This is a genomic window from Streptomyces sp. NPDC001410, from assembly GCF_042895235.1.
In the GTDB taxonomy this organism is placed as follows: domain Bacteria; phylum Actinomycetota; class Actinomycetes; order Streptomycetales; family Streptomycetaceae; genus Streptomyces.
The window spans coordinates 426,499-442,608 of sequence record NZ_JBIAWE010000004.1 but is presented as its reverse complement, the minus strand read 5'-3'; the positions used below and the strand labels follow the sequence as shown (position 1 = coordinate 442,608).

Annotated in this window: 14 protein-coding genes; 4 read left to right on the top strand and 10 right to left on the bottom strand. The window is 71.5% G+C overall.

The features are described 5' to 3' along the window. Positions 1-44 precede the first annotated feature (44 nt). Positions 45-665, top strand: a complete 621-nt coding sequence (locus ACFY3C_RS11450) for a class I SAM-dependent methyltransferase (RefSeq protein WP_386574577.1) — start codon at positions 45-47, stop codon at positions 663-665. 43 nt (positions 666-708) lie between these two features. On the opposite strand, the gene ACFY3C_RS11445 is transcribed toward ACFY3C_RS11450, so the two are convergent. Next, positions 709-1,209, bottom strand: a complete 501-nt coding sequence (locus ACFY3C_RS11445) for a DUF402 domain-containing protein (RefSeq protein WP_390770582.1) — start codon at positions 1,207-1,209, stop codon at positions 709-711. After that, positions 1,190-2,119 (bottom strand): GNAT family N-acetyltransferase, encoded by a 930-nt coding sequence (locus tag ACFY3C_RS11440; protein ID WP_390770581.1) that lies wholly within the window; start codon positions 2,117-2,119, stop codon positions 1,190-1,192. Before ACFY3C_RS11440 ends, ACFY3C_RS11445 begins: the two co-directional genes overlap by 20 nt. A 72-nt stretch (positions 2,120-2,191) precedes the next feature. Here ACFY3C_RS11440 and ACFY3C_RS11435 point away from each other — a divergent pair, with 72 nt between their 5' ends. Further along, complete coding sequence (locus tag ACFY3C_RS11435) at positions 2,192-2,563, top strand: GntR family transcriptional regulator (RefSeq protein WP_386574581.1); 372 nt, start codon at positions 2,192-2,194, stop codon at positions 2,561-2,563. 61 nt (positions 2,564-2,624) lie between these two features. On the opposite strand, the gene ACFY3C_RS11430 is transcribed toward ACFY3C_RS11435, so the two are convergent. Together ACFY3C_RS11430 and ACFY3C_RS11425 are read right to left on the bottom strand one after the other, a co-directional pair. Then, a complete protein-coding gene (locus ACFY3C_RS11430; RefSeq protein ID WP_390770580.1) occupies positions 2,625-3,395 on the bottom strand; it encodes a DUF72 domain-containing protein in 771 nt (256 codons plus the stop codon). 29 nt (positions 3,396-3,424) lie between these two features. After that, on the bottom strand, positions 3,425-4,519 hold the full coding sequence (locus ACFY3C_RS11425) for a DUF5925 domain-containing protein (RefSeq protein ID WP_386574583.1): 1,095 nt from the start codon (positions 4,517-4,519) through the stop codon (positions 3,425-3,427). Positions 4,520-4,629: 110 nt separating this feature from the next. Between ACFY3C_RS11425 and ACFY3C_RS11420 the strand changes: the two genes are divergently transcribed. Next, complete coding sequence (locus ACFY3C_RS11420; protein WP_390770579.1) at positions 4,630-6,051, top strand: xylan 1,4-beta-xylosidase; 1,422 nt, start codon at positions 4,630-4,632, stop codon at positions 6,049-6,051. An 18-nt stretch (positions 6,052-6,069) separates the two neighbouring features. On the opposite strand, the gene ACFY3C_RS11415 is transcribed toward ACFY3C_RS11420, so the two are convergent. The 5 genes from ACFY3C_RS11415 to ACFY3C_RS11395 form a co-directional block, all read right to left on the bottom strand. After that, positions 6,070-9,885: a lipopolysaccharide biosynthesis protein gene (locus ACFY3C_RS11415; protein WP_390770578.1), complete on the bottom strand. Its 3,816-nt coding sequence runs from the start codon at positions 9,883-9,885 to the stop codon at positions 6,070-6,072. After that, positions 9,878-10,678: a polysaccharide deacetylase family protein gene (locus ACFY3C_RS11410; RefSeq protein WP_390770577.1), complete on the bottom strand. Its 801-nt coding sequence runs from the start codon at positions 10,676-10,678 to the stop codon at positions 9,878-9,880. Before ACFY3C_RS11410 ends, ACFY3C_RS11415 begins: the two co-directional genes overlap by 8 nt. 34 nt (positions 10,679-10,712) lie before the next feature. After that, positions 10,713-11,762 (bottom strand): glycosyltransferase family 2 protein, encoded by a 1,050-nt coding sequence (locus ACFY3C_RS11405; RefSeq protein WP_390770576.1) that lies wholly within the window; start codon positions 11,760-11,762, stop codon positions 10,713-10,715. Then, complete coding sequence (locus ACFY3C_RS11400) at positions 11,759-12,580, bottom strand: glycosyltransferase family 2 protein (RefSeq protein ID WP_390770575.1); 822 nt, start codon at positions 12,578-12,580, stop codon at positions 11,759-11,761. Before ACFY3C_RS11400 ends, ACFY3C_RS11405 begins: the two co-directional genes overlap by 4 nt. 389 nt (positions 12,581-12,969) lie before the next feature. Continuing rightward, positions 12,970-13,404 (bottom strand): hypothetical protein, encoded by a 435-nt coding sequence (locus ACFY3C_RS11395; protein ID WP_390770574.1) that lies wholly within the window; start codon positions 13,402-13,404, stop codon positions 12,970-12,972. Between the two features lie 271 nt (positions 13,405-13,675). Between ACFY3C_RS11395 and ACFY3C_RS11390 the strand changes: the two genes are divergently transcribed. Continuing rightward, complete coding sequence (locus tag ACFY3C_RS11390) at positions 13,676-14,482, top strand: SGNH/GDSL hydrolase family protein (RefSeq protein WP_386574592.1); 807 nt, start codon at positions 13,676-13,678, stop codon at positions 14,480-14,482. A gap of 3 nt (positions 14,483-14,485) precedes the next feature. On the opposite strand, the gene ACFY3C_RS11385 is transcribed toward ACFY3C_RS11390, so the two are convergent. Continuing rightward, positions 14,486-16,105, bottom strand: a complete 1,620-nt coding sequence (locus tag ACFY3C_RS11385) for a protein kinase (protein WP_390770573.1) — start codon at positions 16,103-16,105, stop codon at positions 14,486-14,488. Positions 16,106-16,110: the final 5 nt, after the last annotated feature.

Genomic DNA, 16,110 nt, shown 5'->3' with positions numbered 1-16,110 from the left:
GCTGTCACGTCGGGACTGTCAGTGGCGGGTGTCACCCTGGGGGAATGACGAACGAGAGTGAGCACATGGTTGCGGTGGGTGCCGAGGTGGACTGGGACGCGGCGGCCACCGCGTTCGACGACGAGCCGGACCACGGCCTGCGCGCACCCGAGGTGCGAGCCGGCTGGGCGGCCCTGCTCCGGTCCTGGCTGCCCGAGCACCCCGCCGACGTACTGGACCTCGGCTGCGGCACCGGCAGCCTGTCGCTGCTCGCCGCCGAGCAGGGACACCGGGTGACCGGGGTCGACAGCTCGCCGGCCATGGTCGAGCGGGCCCGGGCCAAGCTCGCCGGACAGGACGCGGTGGTCCTGCACGGGGACGCCGCCGCGCCGCCGGTGGGGGAGCGGCGGTACGACGTCGTCCTCGTCCGGCATGTGCTGTGGACGCTGCCCGACCCCGCGCGCGTCCTGCGGCACTGGCGCACCCTGCTGCGGCCCGGAGGCCGGTTTGTGCTGGTCGAGGGCGTCTGGGGGACCCTCACCCCGGTCGGCATACCCGCCGAGCGGCTCACCGCCCTGCTGGCGCCCGTCGCCGGGCAGGTGCGCGTGGAGCGGCTGTCCGGCGACCCCGTGCTGTGGGGGAAGGCTGTGGACGACGAGCGGTATGCGGTGGTCGCGACCGTGTAAACCGTGTAGACGGTGCAGCCGGGCGGGCGGCGACTGCGAGGCGTCAGGGCAGCAGCTTCTCGAAGCCGTCCCCGCGGGCCAGTGCCTCCAGTTCGTCCAGGGCGGCCACGGCGGCGGACGCGGCCTCGGGGTCCGTCTCCGCCAGCCCGCTCTCGGCGAACTCGTCCTCGTCCAGACGCCGTACGTCCGTGCCGTCGGCGGAGCGCCACAGGTCCAGGTCGAGGTCCTCGACGACCAGCTCGGTGCCGGACAGGACGGCCGGGCGGGTGATGTCGCAGTACCAGCCCTTGAGGGTGCCGTCCCCGGCCCGGACCTCCTTCACCGAGTACCAGCGGTCCCGCCAGTAGTGCTCGGTGAACACGTCGCCCGCCTCGAACCGCACGAAGCCGAAGTCACGCACGCCCCCACCCGCCCACGGGGCGCGGACCGAGACGCGGACGCCGTCGTCGGCCAGCAGCTCCGCCGGATAACGGATCTTCGTACGGCCGCCCTTGACCAGGACGACCTCCACCCGGGCAGCGGTCTCAGCCGAGTTCGCGGACATAGCGCACCTCCGTAGCGCAGATCTCGTACCCGAGCCACTTGTTGATCGCGATCATCGGGTCGTTGCCGGCGTCGTTGCCCGTGAACGCCTCGGTGAGGCCGGCGGCACGCGCCCGGTACAGGGAGTGGATCTTGACGAGCTTGGCCAGGCCACGGCCGCGGTGGGTCCGGGCGGTGCCGGTCATTGCCGTGGAGTAGCGGGTGGCGCCGTCGGTGTAGGCCACGCTGAAGGCGACCGGGCGGCCGTCGACGACCGCGGCCATGGTCAGCTCGGGGTGCAGCAGCGGATGCTTCCATGTCTGCTCCAGCCAGGCGTCGTAGTCCGTGAACTCGACGTTGACCTCGCCGGGTTCGTCCGACACCGTCTCCGCGTCCAGCTCGAACAGCGGCCGCGGGTCGTCCGCGAAGTCGGCGGCCGTGCGCAGCTCCACACCCGGCGGGATCTCCGGGAGCGGCGGGAGGGTTCCGTGCGCCAGGTCCAGACGGAGGAAGTGCGCAGGGCGGCCCCGGGTGTAGCCGCGCCGTTCGGCGAAGGCGCGATGGGCCGGCTCGTCGAGGACCCAGGTGTACAGCTTGGTCGCGCCCACGGTGGCGAGATGTTCCTCGGCGGTCCGGGCGAGGAGCCCGCCGGCACCGCGGTGGACGCGGTCCGGGCGTACGTAGATGTTGAGGTACCCCTGGCCCGGCTCCGTGCTGTCGTGCGCCAGGGAGACCCCGGCCGTGCCGATCACCTCGCCGTCCTCGACCGCGACCAGCGCGCGGAAGTGGGCGTCGGGGTGGCTGTGGGCGAGGGTGTGGCGGACGGACTCTGGGGTGAACAGGATGTACGGCAGGGCGAGATGGCGGACCCGGGAGTAGCCCTCGGCGTCGGCTCGGACGTCGGGCTGCAGGTCGCGCACGATCACAGTCATGAGGAGGGACCGTACGGGGAGATGTGCGGGGGATGCCTCTGATTTTCCGGTGGGTACGGGACAATCGGCCTTGTGAGCCTGAAGATCAACATCGATGACAGCGCGCCGCCGTACGAGCAGGTGCGGGCGCAGATTTCCGAACAGGCGCGGTCCGGGGTGCTGCCGGTGGGGTACCGGCTGCCGACCGTGCGGGGGCTGGCCGAGTCGCTGGGGCTCGCGGTGAACACGGTCGCCAAGGCGTACCGGGCGCTGGAGGGCGACGGGGTGATCGAGACGCGCGGGCGCAACGGCACGTTCGTGGCTGCCGCCGGCTCGGCCGCGGTGCGTGAGGCGTCGCTGGCCGCCCAGGCCTACGTGGAGCGGGTTCGGCGGCTCGGGCTCACCGAGGACGAGGCGTTGGCCGCCGTGCGAGATGCCCTGCGGGCCGCTTACGGGGAGGGCTGAGCAGGGTTCGGCACCGCCGGGAAGGGCCGCTGTGGCTGAGCACCGTTGCGCCGGACATCGCCTAACGGCGTGAGAGGGCGCCCGGCGTTCGTGTCACCGTCAGGCTCGCTCTCGCCGCCGCCCTCCCGAACGTCACCGCGTCCTCCACCGCCGCCCCACAGGGGTCGTTGTTGAAGTACGCATACACCTCGCACACGTCGGACCAGGTCGTCGCGATGCGATCCACCCAGGTCTCCAGGGACTGTTTGCCGTAGCGCGGCCAAGGCTGGGCCCGGCCCTCGTGGAAGCGGACGTAGCCCCAGTCGCTGGTGCGCCACAGCGGGGTCACCGGGTGGGCCCGGACGTCCGCCCAGCACAGGGCCGCGCCCCGGGACTCCAGGACCTCGCGCACCTCGGGGGTCCACCACGAGTCGTGGCGTGGCTCGACCGCGACTCTCGTGCCGGAGGGGAAGCAGGCCAGGCAGGTGTCCAGCAGGGACGGGTCCGCGCGCAGGGTGGGTGGGAGCTGGAGGAGGACCGGGCCGAGGCGGGCGCCCAGGCCCGCCGCGTGGGTCATCAGGCGGTGGACCGGCTCCTCGGGGTCCTTCAGCCGCTTGATGTGCGTGAGGTACCGGCTCGCCTTCACCGCCACCACGAAGTCGTCCGGCACCCGGTCCCGCCAGGCCTCGAAGTTCTCCCGCGTCGGCAGCCGGTAGAAGGCGTTGTTGATCTCCACCGTGGCGAAGCGCGTCGCGTACTCCTCCAGCCACAGCCGGGTCGGACAGTCGCCCGGGTACAGCACCCCCCGCCAGTCCTTGTACTGCCACCCGGACGTGCCGACGAACAGGGTCATACGTCCATCAAAGCACCGAAGGCGATCGGCTACAGGTACAGCCCCGCGTCCGCGCCGTCCCGGGCCCCCGGGACCGACGTCGGTGCCGTGCCCCGGCGCAGTGCGAACAGCTCGGCCAAGGTCGCGCCCTCGCGGCCGACGCCCTCCTCGGTGCCGAGCCAGTTCACCGCCTCGCGGCGGGTCAGCGGGCCCACCTCGATGCGGGCCAGGCAGCGGCCGGGGCGGACCACGGCCGGGTGCAGACGCTCCAGGTCCTCGTTGGTGGTGACACCGACCAGGACGTTGCGGCCCTGGCCGAGCAGGCCGTCGGTGAGGTTGAGCAGCCGGGACAGGGCCTGGCCGGCGGTGTGCCTGGCCTCGCCACGGATCAGCTCGTCGCAGTCCTCCAGCAGGAGCAGCCGCCAGCGGCCCTTGCCCGCGCTGTCCTCCTCGCCGATCGCGATGTCCATCAGGTAGCCGACGTCGGAGAAGAGCCGCTCCGGGTCCAGCACACAGTCCACCTGGCACCAGTCCCGCCAGGAGCGGGCGAGCGTGCGCAGCGCGGAGGTCTTGCCGGTCCCGGGCGGGCCGTGCAGCAGGAGCAGCCGGCCCGCGATGTCCTCCGGGGTCGTCTTCATCAGGCGGTCCATCGCGTCCGCCACGGGGGCCGTGTAGTTGGGGCGCACCTCGTCCCAGGTGCCCGCGGAGATCTGGCGGGTGGTGCGGTGCGGGCCGCGCCGCGGGGAGACGTACCAGAAGCCCATGGTCACGTTCTCCGGCTGCGGTTCCGGCTCGTCGGCCGCGCCGTCGGTGGCCCGGTCGAGAACCGTCTTCGCCAGCTCGGCGCTGGTCGCGGTCACCGTGACGTCCGCGCCGCGGTTCCAGCGGGAGATCAGCAGGGTCCAGCCCTCGCCCTCCGCGAGGGTCGCGCTGCGGTCGTCGTCGCGGGCGATCCGCAGCACCCGGGCGCCCTCCGGCAGCAGGGTCGCGCCGGAGCGCACGCGGTCGATGTTCGCCGCGTGCGAGTACGGCTGCTCGCCCGTCGCGAAGCGGCCGAGGAACAGCGCGTCGACGACGTCGGACGGAGAGTCGGAGTCGTCGACGTGGAGCCGGATCGGCAGAGCGTCGTGCGGGTTCGCGGCCATGCCGCCATGATCCGGCACCGATGCCCTCCGCGCACGGCATTTCCACCCCTTGTCCCGGGTGTTCCCAAGACCTGCCCCGTACGTGGTCCTCGCCGTTACTGTTGTCCGTGATGGGACGTCATGAGTGGAATATGAGGACTCGGCGGTGGCGGCTCACCGCCCTGCTCGGGGTGGGCGTGGCCGCTGTGGCCCTGATCGTCACCCTGGTCAACACGCTGCCCGGCGGCGCAAGCACCGCCGGTACCTCGCGCGACGGCGACAAGGTCCACGGCACGCCCGCCACCCCGCCGGGGCGCCCGGAACCGTACGTGGGCTGGGGCTTCACCCACACCCAGTACAGCGCCGACCAGGGCAGCGACGCGGCCACCGACCGGGTCGCCGGGCTGCTCGCGAAGAGCGGCGGGCTGCCGCAGGACCAGGCCCTCATGGGCTGGGGCGCCGACAACCCGGAGCCGGTGAAGGGCCATTACGACTTCGGCGCCATGGACCGCCGGATCGACTTCATCCGCAGGTCCGGCGGCACCCCCGTGGTCACGCTGTGCTGCTCGCCGGACTGGATGAAGGGCGGCAGGGCCGGCGTCGACAACACCGACTGGAGCCAGGCCGCCCTGGAGACCGCGCCCACCCCGGACCACTACCAGGACTTCGCCGACCTCGCCGCGACCGTCGCCAGGCGCTATCCCGACGTACGCCACTTCATCGTGTGGAACGAGTTCAAGGGCTTCTGGAACAACGCCGAGGGCCGCTGGGACTACGAGGGCTACACGACGATGTACAACCTCGTCTACAAGGCGCTGAAGAAGGTCGACAAGGACATCATGGTCGGCGGCCCGTACCTGGCCATGGACAGTGTCGACCCGCGGCAGCAGGAGAACGCGTCGACCGCCCTGCGGGGTGCCTGGGGCGCCATGGACCAGCGGGTCCTCGACGCCTTCGGCTACTGGAACAGCCATCGGGCCGGCGCCGACTTCGTGGTCGTCGACGGCTCCAGCTACACCAACGACGACGACCTGCTGCCCAACGAGTTCGCGGCCACCGAGAAGCTCACCGCGGTGGGCGAGTGGGTACGGCAGCAGACCCATGACCTGCCCCTGTGGTGGGCCGAGTACTACGTCGAGCCCGCCGACGGCAAGGACGAACGCAGGACCTGGTCCGAGGCGCACCGCCTCGCCGTGCACGCCACCGGGATGATCGCCATGGTCAAGGGCGGCGCCGACTCCGGCTTCTACTGGAACCCGGAGGAGAAGACGGGCACCGACTGCCCCGGCTGCCTGTGGACGCCGACCGACACGCCCGACGGGGGCAGGGAACTGCCCCTGTACGACCTGGTGTCCCGGTTCGACCGGGCGTTCCCGCCGGGCACCCGCTACGAGACGGTGTCCGTCGCCCAGGACGACGTGCCCAACGTGCGCGTGCTGGCCGACAGCAGGACGGTCCTCGTGGTCAACATCCTCGACCGGACGATCAGCGCCCAGGTCGACGGGAAGCGGTTCGACATGCACGCGTACGAGGTGCGGTGGCTCGACCGCTGAGCCACCACCCCGTATCCGTCACCTCATCGTCAGGAACCGCTGGACCAGCGAGGCCAGCAGCACCGCCAGCAGCGGCAGCGAGAACCAGAAACTGCCCTGCAGCCGGCGCAGTTGCCTGGTGCTCGGCCGCGCCGCGACCCGGACCACCTCGCGCGCGGTGAGCAGCAGGATCAGCGCGACGGCGGCCAGCGCGCCGACCACCGACCACGACGTCCACGTCACCTGCGGCCCGATCCGGCCCGGGTTCGGCTCCGGCACCGGGCCCGCCGGCTGCTTGCGCAGCGCGTACACGGTGACGTCGTCGTTGACCGGGACCTGCGTCAGCTCCTGCCGGTTGTCCAGGTTGTGGATCAGCCGGGACTTCCAGGTCGCCGAGTAGCCCGCGTCCAGCTCCAGATAGGTGACCTGACTCTCGTTGATCATCAGATACGAGTTCGGGCCCGCGTCCTTGAGCGCCTTGACCAGCCCGGACACCAGCACCGGGTCGACGGGTGCCAGGGTCGGCACGTAGTTCACCCGCTCCATGTCCCGGGCACCCCACGGCATGGCCGGGGTCACGTCGTTGACCGTGTCCTGGCTCAGCCACAGCAGCCGTACCGTCGGCCGGTCGTGGGCGTACACCCAGTCCATGGCCGCGACCTCGCCCGGCCGGGTCCGCTCGAACGACTCGTTGCCCCACCGGGCCACCAGGAAGCCGCCCATCAGCAGCAGCCCGGCCAGCAGCGCGGCCAGCGGGGCGAGGCCGACCCGCTCCCTCTCGCGTTCCTTCGCGGTGACGCCGGTGCGCGGGAACAGGGCGAGCGCGCCGAGCAGGGCCGCCCCCGGTACCGCGAACATGAAGACACGCAGCGCCATCTCGCCGCCGTACGACTGCATGCCGAAGCCCAGGAACGGGACGAAGGTGAGCACCAGCAGCGACCGTTCGCGGTACCGGTGAAAGCGCCGCCGCCACCAGCCCCAGCAGGCGAGGGCCAGCACCGAGCCGGCCAGCAGGACCCGGGTGTACAGGACCAGCTTGTGCGTCGAGTTCCCGCCCTGGATACGGCCGGAGACCGAGGTCGAGACGTTGCTGCCGACTCCGCCGACCCCGCCGAAGAGGTCGTCGAAGTGCCCGGACCAGTACGGCTCGGCCATGAAGCCGACCCAGGCCGCCACCAGCACCGCGAACAGGATGGGCAGCCCGCGCAGTTCGGACCGGCCGAGCAGCACCAGCGCGGCGAGCACGCCGAGCATCACGAACGGGGTGAGCTGGTGCGCCGGGACGCTCGCCGCGTACAGGCCGATCAGCACCAGGAGCAGCACGGCCCGTTGGCGCCGGTCGGTGGGTTCTACCTCGGCCTCGCCGGGGCGGAACTTCGTCCAGATCATGTGGGGAGCGCGGAACCACACCAGCAGGATCGCAACGAAGACGAGGTACAGGAGGAACGTGAAGCCCTGCGGGGAGAAGTAGTCCTGGCCGACCCAGCCGCTGAGCACGAAGAGCCACACGCCGGTCCACTTGGCCCGCCAGCTCGCCCGCAGCGACCGAGTGAGCAGGAACATCGGGGCCAGATAGGCCAGTTGGATGGCCGTCGGCCACCAGCGGATGATCTCCGTGAAGTCGTCGACCCCGCACGCCCGGGCGACGAACGCGGCCACCGCGAAGAATCCCGGCCAGCTCCAGCGGGCGTCCAGGTCCGGTACGGCGGACCCGGTGCGGTCGATGTAGTCGATGAAGCCGAGATGCTGCCAGGCCGTCGCGAACCGCGGCTCGGTCTCCAGCACCGCGGGCAACGCGTGCAAGGACACCACGGTCGCCAGCAGCGTGACCAGCAGCAGGGCCCGGTGCTCGCGGCGCAGCCAGAGCAGCGAGGCGAACACCGTGATCAGCAGGGCGGCGCCCACCAGCGTCGGCAGCGGCAGCACGGAGACCAGGCCGAGCCCGCCCATCCTGTCGAGGTCGGCCTCGCCGAGCCGCAGCGCGGGCACCCAGTACATCAGGAGCGCGGCGATCAGCAGGCAGCCGAGGACGACACCGGAGCGGGTGAGCCGTGGACGGGTCGGCGGTGCGGACGGCTCCTCGCCCGCGGCCTCATCCACGGCCACGTCCGGGGGTTCGTCCAAGACTTCGTCCACCACGGCATTCTCGGGGGCCACGGCCTCGAACGGCGCGTCGACCTCCGCCTCCTTCAACAGCGCCACCTCGAACGGCGCGTCGACCTCCGCCTCCCTCAGCAGCGCCGCCTCGGCCGGACCCAGTGACGCCTCCGCGCCCGGTTCCGGCTCCTCGACCGGTCGCGGCACGGGCGTGCCCGCGGGCGGGGTGCCGGGGCCCGGGCGGACGTCCGGCCGGCGTTCGACGTGGTCGAAGTCGACGTGGATGCCGAGGGCGAGGGTGTCGTTGTCCAGCGACCAGGCCGGGCTGTGCCGGTGGGCCGAGGCGACGGCCGGGACCTCGCGCACTCCCAGGTCGGCGAGGTCCCCGTCCGGTGCCGCCGTCTCCGGCAGGGCAGGAGGTGCGGACCGGATGGTCCGCCACAGCTTCGGCGCGGCGATCGCGACGATCACCGCGAGGCTGGAGATCTCGGCGGCGCCCGCTCCGGTCAGGCCCATCCGGGGCAGGAGCAGCAGCGTCAGGCCGAGCACGAGCACGCACAACAGGCCCTGCAGCCAGGCGAGTCCGGCGGTACGGCTCTGCGCGCGCAGCACCGCGAAGTACGTCTCCATGACGACCCGCAGCACCGCGCCCACCGCGAACCAGCGCAGCAGCGGGGTCGCCGCGTCCGCGTAGCCGGCGCCGAAGACGCCCAGGATCCACGGGGCGCCGACGAACAGCACGCTCGCGATCGGCAGCATGATCCGGGCCATCCGCTTGAGCGCGGCGCGGGTGTCGGCGGCGAGCCGCCCCGGGGCGTGCGAGCCCTCGACCGTCAGGGACGCGCCCATGTTGATGGCGAGCAGGTTGATCGTGCCGCCGATGGTGGTGGTGATGTAGAAGTACGCGTTGTCCTCGGAGCTGACCTGCGAGGCGATGATCACCGGGACGAGGTAGACCACGGCGAGCGAGAACAGCGAGCCGGTGTAGTCGCCGGCGAGGAACCGCCCGATCTCCTTCAGCGTCGGCGGCCTGGCGTGGTTCTCGGTCGCCCTGACGTGCCGGGGCACCAGGCGCCGGAACACCAGCCAGCCCAGCGGCACCACCGAGGTGGCGATCGCGGCGACCCAGGACACGAAGACGCCGGTGGTCGGGATCGCCACGGCGAACGCGACGAGCAGCCCCAGCTTCACCGCCGAGAACACGGTGTTGCCCACCGGCACCCAGGGCGCGCTGCGCAGCCCGGTCAGCACGCCGTCCTGGAGGGTGAGCAGGTTCCAGGCGACGACGGCCAGGATGAAGCCGAGCCCGCCCAGCGGCCCGTGCAGGAAGCGGTACGACGGCCCCCACACGTCCAGCGTCAGCAGGAAGATCCCCGCCGCCACCGCCACGACCAGCGAACTTCCGGCGTAGGTACGGAAGATGAGCCGTCCGGTGCGCTGCCCGGACACCGGGATGAAGCGGGCCAGGGCGCCGGTCAGGGTCACCGCGGTCAGCCCCGCGAGCAGCTTCATCGCGGCGATGGCGGCAGAGCCCTGCCCGACCGCCGACTCGGAGTAGTAGCGTGCCGCGGCCAGCCAGTAGCCCAGCCCGAGGACGGCGGAGATGCCGGTGTTGAGCATCAGCGCGTAGGCGTTGCGGAACAGCTGGTTGCCGCCGGACCCCCGGCCCGTCCCGGGCAGACGGAGGCGGCGCCCCGACTGCTCGGGCGCCCGGTCCTCGGGCGTTGCGGCCTCGGTTGTGGTGGTCGTGTCAGACACGGGAACGGATGGCCTTCCGGCGGACCTGCCGGGCTCTGCGGACGAGGGCGTACCCCTTGGTCAGAGCGCGGTCCTTGGCGAAGTTACGGGCGATGGCACGGCCCTGGAGCAGCCGCTCGAACTCCTTGACGTCCGTGCCGCGACGGACGGTGACGCGTTGCAGGGCGTACGGCCCCTGGCGGCGGCGGGCGAGCCCGTTGCCGACGGCGAGCGCCTGGCCGTACCCGGCCTCCCGCACCGCGACGCGGACCCGGCGGCTGGAGTAGCCGTAGGGGTAGGCGAATGACACCGGCCGTGCGCCCAGTTCGTCGGTGACGATCTCCGTGCTGCGGACCAGTTCGGCGCGCAGGGCGGCGTCGTCGAGCTGGTCGAGCTGCGGGTGGGAGTGGCTGTGCCCGCCGATCTCGATCCCGGTGCCGGCGAGGTCACGCACCTGCTGCCAGTCGAGCATGGCGTCCAGGCCGCCTCCGGTGTCGTACGCGCCCCTGATCCAGCCGGTGGAGACGAACAGCGTGGCCGCGAAGCCGTGCTTGGCGAGCACGGGCAGGGCGTGCCGGTGGACCCCCTCGTAGCCGTCGTCGAAGGTGATCAGCAACGGCCGCTCGGGCAGCGGGCGGCCGGAGCGCCAGCGGGTCGCGAGGTCGGCGGTGGTGACGGGGGTCAGGCCCAGGTCCCCGATGAGTGCCATCTGCTCGGCGAAGGCCTCCGGCGCGACCGAGAGGGCCCGGGTGGCGTCGTTCGGTGCGCTCGCCACCGCGTGGTACATGAGGATGGGTACGGCGGTGTCGCTCATGGGCGTTCCCCCTCGGTCCGTACGCCCGTGCGGCTCATGGGCGTTCCCCCTCCTCCGTCCCCGCGCCCGTGTCGCTCCCCGGTGTTCTCGCCGACGCGACCGACGTGACCGACGCGACCGGCACGACGGAGAACGCCGGCCCGCCTCGCCGCGCCCGCACGCTGCCCACCACATAGCCGCCCGCCGCGGTGAGCACCCCCGCGACGATCGCTCCCGCGCGTCCGGCGCCCCCCGGGCGGGCCAGCAGGGCGTCCCGCAGGCCGCGGGCGATCCCGACGGGCAGGACCCGGGTGGTGTACCGGCGTTCGGACTCGAGCCCCTTGCCGGCGCCGACGCTGCGGGCCACCAGCGCCTTGGACAGGCCCTCGGCGTAGGCGCGGGTGCGGAAGTACGCGAAGTGCTCGCGGGCGGCGGGCACCCGGTGGTGGATCACCGCGCGGTCGTCGATGAGCAGGAGCGCGTCGGGGCGGGCCCGGGTGAGACGGATGCACAGTTCCGTCTCCTCGCAGCCCAGCGGTCGCCGGTCGCCGTCGCGGCCGATGCCGGTCGCGAAGCCGCCCGCCGCGTCGAACGCGGTACGCCGGAACGAAGCGTTTCCGCCCAGCACGTTGCGCACCCGGACCCGGCCCGGAGGCAGCCCCCGGTAGGTGCAGCCCACCACCCAGTCGAACTCCTCCGGGAACCAGGCGGGACGCCGGCCCGAGGCCCAGACGGGCAGCGTACGGCCGCCGACCGCCAGCACCCGCGGGTCGGCGTATCCCTCGGCGAAGCGGCGCAGCCACTCCCGCTCGGCCACGGCGTCGTCGTCCAGGAAGGCGATCACCTCGCCATGGGAGGCGGCCACTCCGGTGTTGCGGCCGGCCGACAGACCGCGCGGGCCGGCGTTGGCGAGCACGCGCACGTCGCCGGCCTCCTTGTACTCGCGGTCCAGCCTCTCCAGCAGGACCCCGTTGTGGTCGACGACCAGGAGCGTCTCCAGCGCCGGGTACGACTGCCCGCGCACCGAGGAGACCGCCGCGAGGATGTCCTCCCAGCGGTCCTCGGTGTACACGCAGATCACGACGGAGATGCCGGGCTCTCTCAAGACACCTCTCCCCGCCCGATGTTCAGGAGCCGCTCCTGGTGGGCCTGGCGGCGCAGGGCGCGCCGGTTGGAGCGCTCGGCGAGGATGACCTTCAGCACCCGGATCCCGTCCCGCACGGCCCGCAGATTGCTCGTGCCGTGGATGCGGAGGTACTCGTGGCTGGGGATCTCCTGCACCTTCAGTCCCGCCTTGACCACTCTGATGTTCATCAGCGTCTCGACCTCGAAGCCGGTGCAGTCGAGTTCGATCTTGTCGAGGCAGTGCCGCCAGAACGCGTTGTACCCGTAGCAGAGATCGGTGTAGCGGGCGCCGAACTTGCGGTTGACGACGGTGCACAGCGCCCAGTTGCCGAGCTTGCGGATGAAGGTCATGTCGTCCGTGCCGCCACCGTTGGCGAAGCGCGAGCCCTTGGCGAAGTCGGCGCCCGAGACGAGGGCGGAGACGTACGACACGATCTCGTTGCCGTCGGCCGAGCCGTCCGCGTCGACCATCACGATGATGTCGCCGGTGCACGCCTCGAACCCGGTGGTCAGGGCATCCCCCTTGCCCTTCCCCTGCTGTTCGACGACGCGCACCCCGGGCCACAGCGAGCGGGCCACTTCCACGGTGTCGTCGGTGGAATTGCCGTCCACAAGAACCACTTCGTGTATCCAGTCCGGAAGGGTCTTGAAGACGTAGGGCAGATTCTCCGCCTCATTCATGGCGGGGATCACCACGCTCACCGGCGGAGTGATCGCCAGGTGAGAGGAGATGGGCCGGTAGTGGGCGGCCATTAACGGATCTTGGCTCGAACTCGGCGGATGCAGAACGGAACTCATGAGTGTGGTCCCTCTCGTCCGGTGGACCGCCCGCCCCTGGGCGGCCCGGCTCTTTGCTCCGGTTCGAAAGGGGGGTTCTCATCCGCGGCACGGCGAAACGGTCTCCGTGCACGCAGACGAGCTGGCAAAGCTGGCCGGGCTGCCGGAAAAGACGACAGCCGGTCGCGCGGCACGGCCCGGTCACCAGTGCGGTCACCGAGCACGGCACCCCCCTACCGCGCCCCGCGCCGGAACGTCACGGCCCTGAGCCCTCCCCTGAACCGTGTGCTGACGGACCGATGCGGGTGAGATGTACGACGATATTGACGATTGAAGCAGAATGGCAAGACCTGGAACGGCGTAGCACGTTTTTGTTGGTTTGGCCATTACGTAACTTTGGCCCGGCTTCATCACTCTTGTGCCGTTTTCCTCGAACGGAATTTCTCCCGGCCGAGGACGAGCAGGAGCAACAGCACGCTGAGCGCGGTCACCGCGACCACACCGCCGCGGACCGACCAGCGGTGCACGGCGAGCATGCCCTGAGCAACCAGCATGTCCAGTACGACCGAGCCCGCAAGCGCGGTGAGCACCCGGCCGAAGGGATCCAGCCCGCGCAGCGCCGCCCCGATCGCCAGGGCCGGCGCCGCGAGCAGGAAGAACAGCGTGCACGGACCGCGCAGCGGTGAGTCGGCGTCAGCGAGCGCGAGCAGTGCGCCGATCGCGCCCACCGCCGTGGCCGCCCCCGCGAGCAGCGGAGACAGGTCCCTCCCCGGACCTGGCCGCGCCCGCTCGGCGTCGTCCCCGGCACCGTCTGCCGAAGGTGTCTTGATGCGTAAGGTCTGCATTGGCGACTTTGCCCCCCGACGCGCCGGATGTCGGGCTTCAATGTGGCGCAGGCCTCTGTGGACCGTCAAGACGACGTCCCTTCGTGAACGTGTGTTGCCTGGAGGCCCTTTGGAGCCCTGGTCTGACATGCACACGCCATCGGCGTGAATGTTCTGGGTCGATCCCGTCGAGACGTCGTTGAGGGCTAAAAAGTCTTGGCATGAACACTTCCAGTCAACACGCGTAGTTGCTACGACAGTTGTGGCAGAGATCCTGCTAAAGGGAGGTTCCATGAGACGTTCCCGATTTGCGGCATACGTGACCTCGCTCCTCCTCGCCACCGGCCTCGCCCTCACCGGGGCCGCCACGGCGCAGGCCTCCACAGTTGCCGCCAACGGCGGTTATGTGGCGCTCGGCGACTCCTACTCCTCCGGAGTCGGAGCGGGCAGCTACATCAGTTCGAGCGGCAGCTGCGACCGCAGCACCAAGGCGTACCCGTACCTGTGGAACGCCGCTCACAGCCCGTCCTCGTTCGCCTTCAACGCCTGCTCGGGCGCCAAGACGGACGACGTGCTCGCCAATCAGCTCGGCTCCCTCAACTCCTCCACCGCCCTGGTCTCGATCACCATCGGCGGCAACGACGCCGGCTTCGCCGACGTCATGACGACCTGTGTGCTCCAGTCCGACAGCTCGTGCGTGTCCCGGATCAACACGGCGAAGGCGTACGTCGACTCCACGCTCCCCGGCAAGCTCGACGCCGTGTACAACGCGATCAGCGCCAAAGCCCCGTCCGCCCGGGTGGTCGTCATCGGCTACCCCCGCTTCTACGAGCTCGGCCAGACCTGCCTCGGCCTCTCCGAGACCAAGCGGTCCGCGATCAACAGCGCGGCCGACTACATCGACGCAGCCATCCAGAAGCGCGCCCTGGACCACAACTTCGTCTTCGGCGACGTCCGTACCACGTTCACCGGCCACGAGATCTGCTCCGGCAACTCCTGGCTGCACAGCGTCAACTGGCTCTCCATCGGCGAGTCGTACCACCCCACCGCGGCCGGCCAGTCCGGCGGCTACCTGCCGGTGCTCACGAACGCGGCCTGACCCTCACGAGGCCGAAGGTGAAGCGGAGGCCCCGCCCGTCGGGGTCTCCGTGGTTGCGCAGGTCACCGTGAACGGCACCGAGTTCGACGTGGTCCGCACCGGACTGCGCACCTCCACGCTGATCTCGTTCTCGATCGTCCCGCTGTCGGAGTAGGCGGTCACGACCACCTGCACCTGCTGGGTCTTCCCGCCGTCCGCGGGGAACGACAGTGTCTTCCACCCCGGGTCGGAGACCGACCCGTGCGCGAGCACCCACCGGTACTCCACCTGCGCGGGCACCCGCCCCACCGTGAACGACGCCGTGAACGTGGGCGCCTGCGCGGTCGGCGGCGGGCAGCTTCCGTCGTACTCCGTGTGCGCGCCCGTCAGGGTAACCCGCACGGTCTGGGCCGGCTGACTGCTCGCCGTGGCGCTGCTGCTCTGCGCGGGAGGCGGCGCCGCGGTGTCCGAGTGGGCGCTCGCGCTCGGGCTGGGGGAGTGGGTGGCGCCGCTCGCCCGGCTGGTGTTGGCGCCGGTGTTCCCGCCACCGCCGCCGCTGTTCCGGTTGAGCAGCGCGTACGTCAGTCCCGCCACCGCCAGGACGACCGCGAGGAGACCGGCGACCAGCACCACGCCAGCCCGCCGGTTGCGTCGCGGCTCGACGGAGGTGGTCTGCGGCTGCCGGTACCCGGTGGACAGGGGCATCGGCGGTGTGGGAGAGGGCCGCCCGGACTCGGCCGCGATCGTCGGGGCGTACGGCGAGGCCTGCACCGAATCCGGGCGCGCCGGTCCGATGGTCCCGCCCGCCGCCACGATCCGCAGATCGTGCTCGGCCCGGTCGCCGGACAGCCGCTCGGCGGGATCCTTGCGCAGCAGGCCGTCGATGACCGGGGCGAGAGGTCCGGCCCGGAGCGGCGGCGGCAACTCCTCGTCCACCACGGCACGCAGGGTGCTCAGCGGAGTGTCCTGCCGGAACGGGGTGTTGCCCTCGACGGCCGCGTACAACAGGACGCCCAGCGACCACAGGTCCGACTCCGGGCCCGGTGTACGGCCCAGGGCCCGCTCCGGAGCCAGGAACTCGGGCGAGCCGATCACCTCACCCGTCATGGTCAGCGCCGAACTGCCCTCGACCGTCGCGATGCCGAAGTCGGTGAGGACGACCCGGCCGTCGTTGGCCAGCAGCACGTTGGCCGGCTTCACGTCCCGGTGCAGCACCCCGGCGGCATGCGCGGCACGCAGCGCGGCCAGCACCTCGGCACCGATGTGCGCGGCCCGCTGCGGCGGCAGCGGACCCTCGGCCTCCAACTGGTCGCCGAGGGACAGCCCGCGCACCAGCTCCATCACGATCCAGGGGCGGCCGCCCTCCATCGCCACGTCGTACACCGTGACCACGTTGCGGTTGGTGACCCGCGCCGCCGCCCACGCCTCGCGCTCCAGGCGGGCGTACATCCGCTCGACGTCCGAAGCGGGCAGCCCGGCCGGGGCCCGCACCTCCTTGACCGCCACCTCACGGTGCAGCACCTCGTCACGGGCGCGCCACACGGTGCCCATGCCGCCCTCGCCCAGCGGGGACAGCAGGCGGTAGCGGCCCGCGATCACACGTTCATGGCCCGGCTCTTCGGACACGGGCGACCCCCACGGCATCTCAC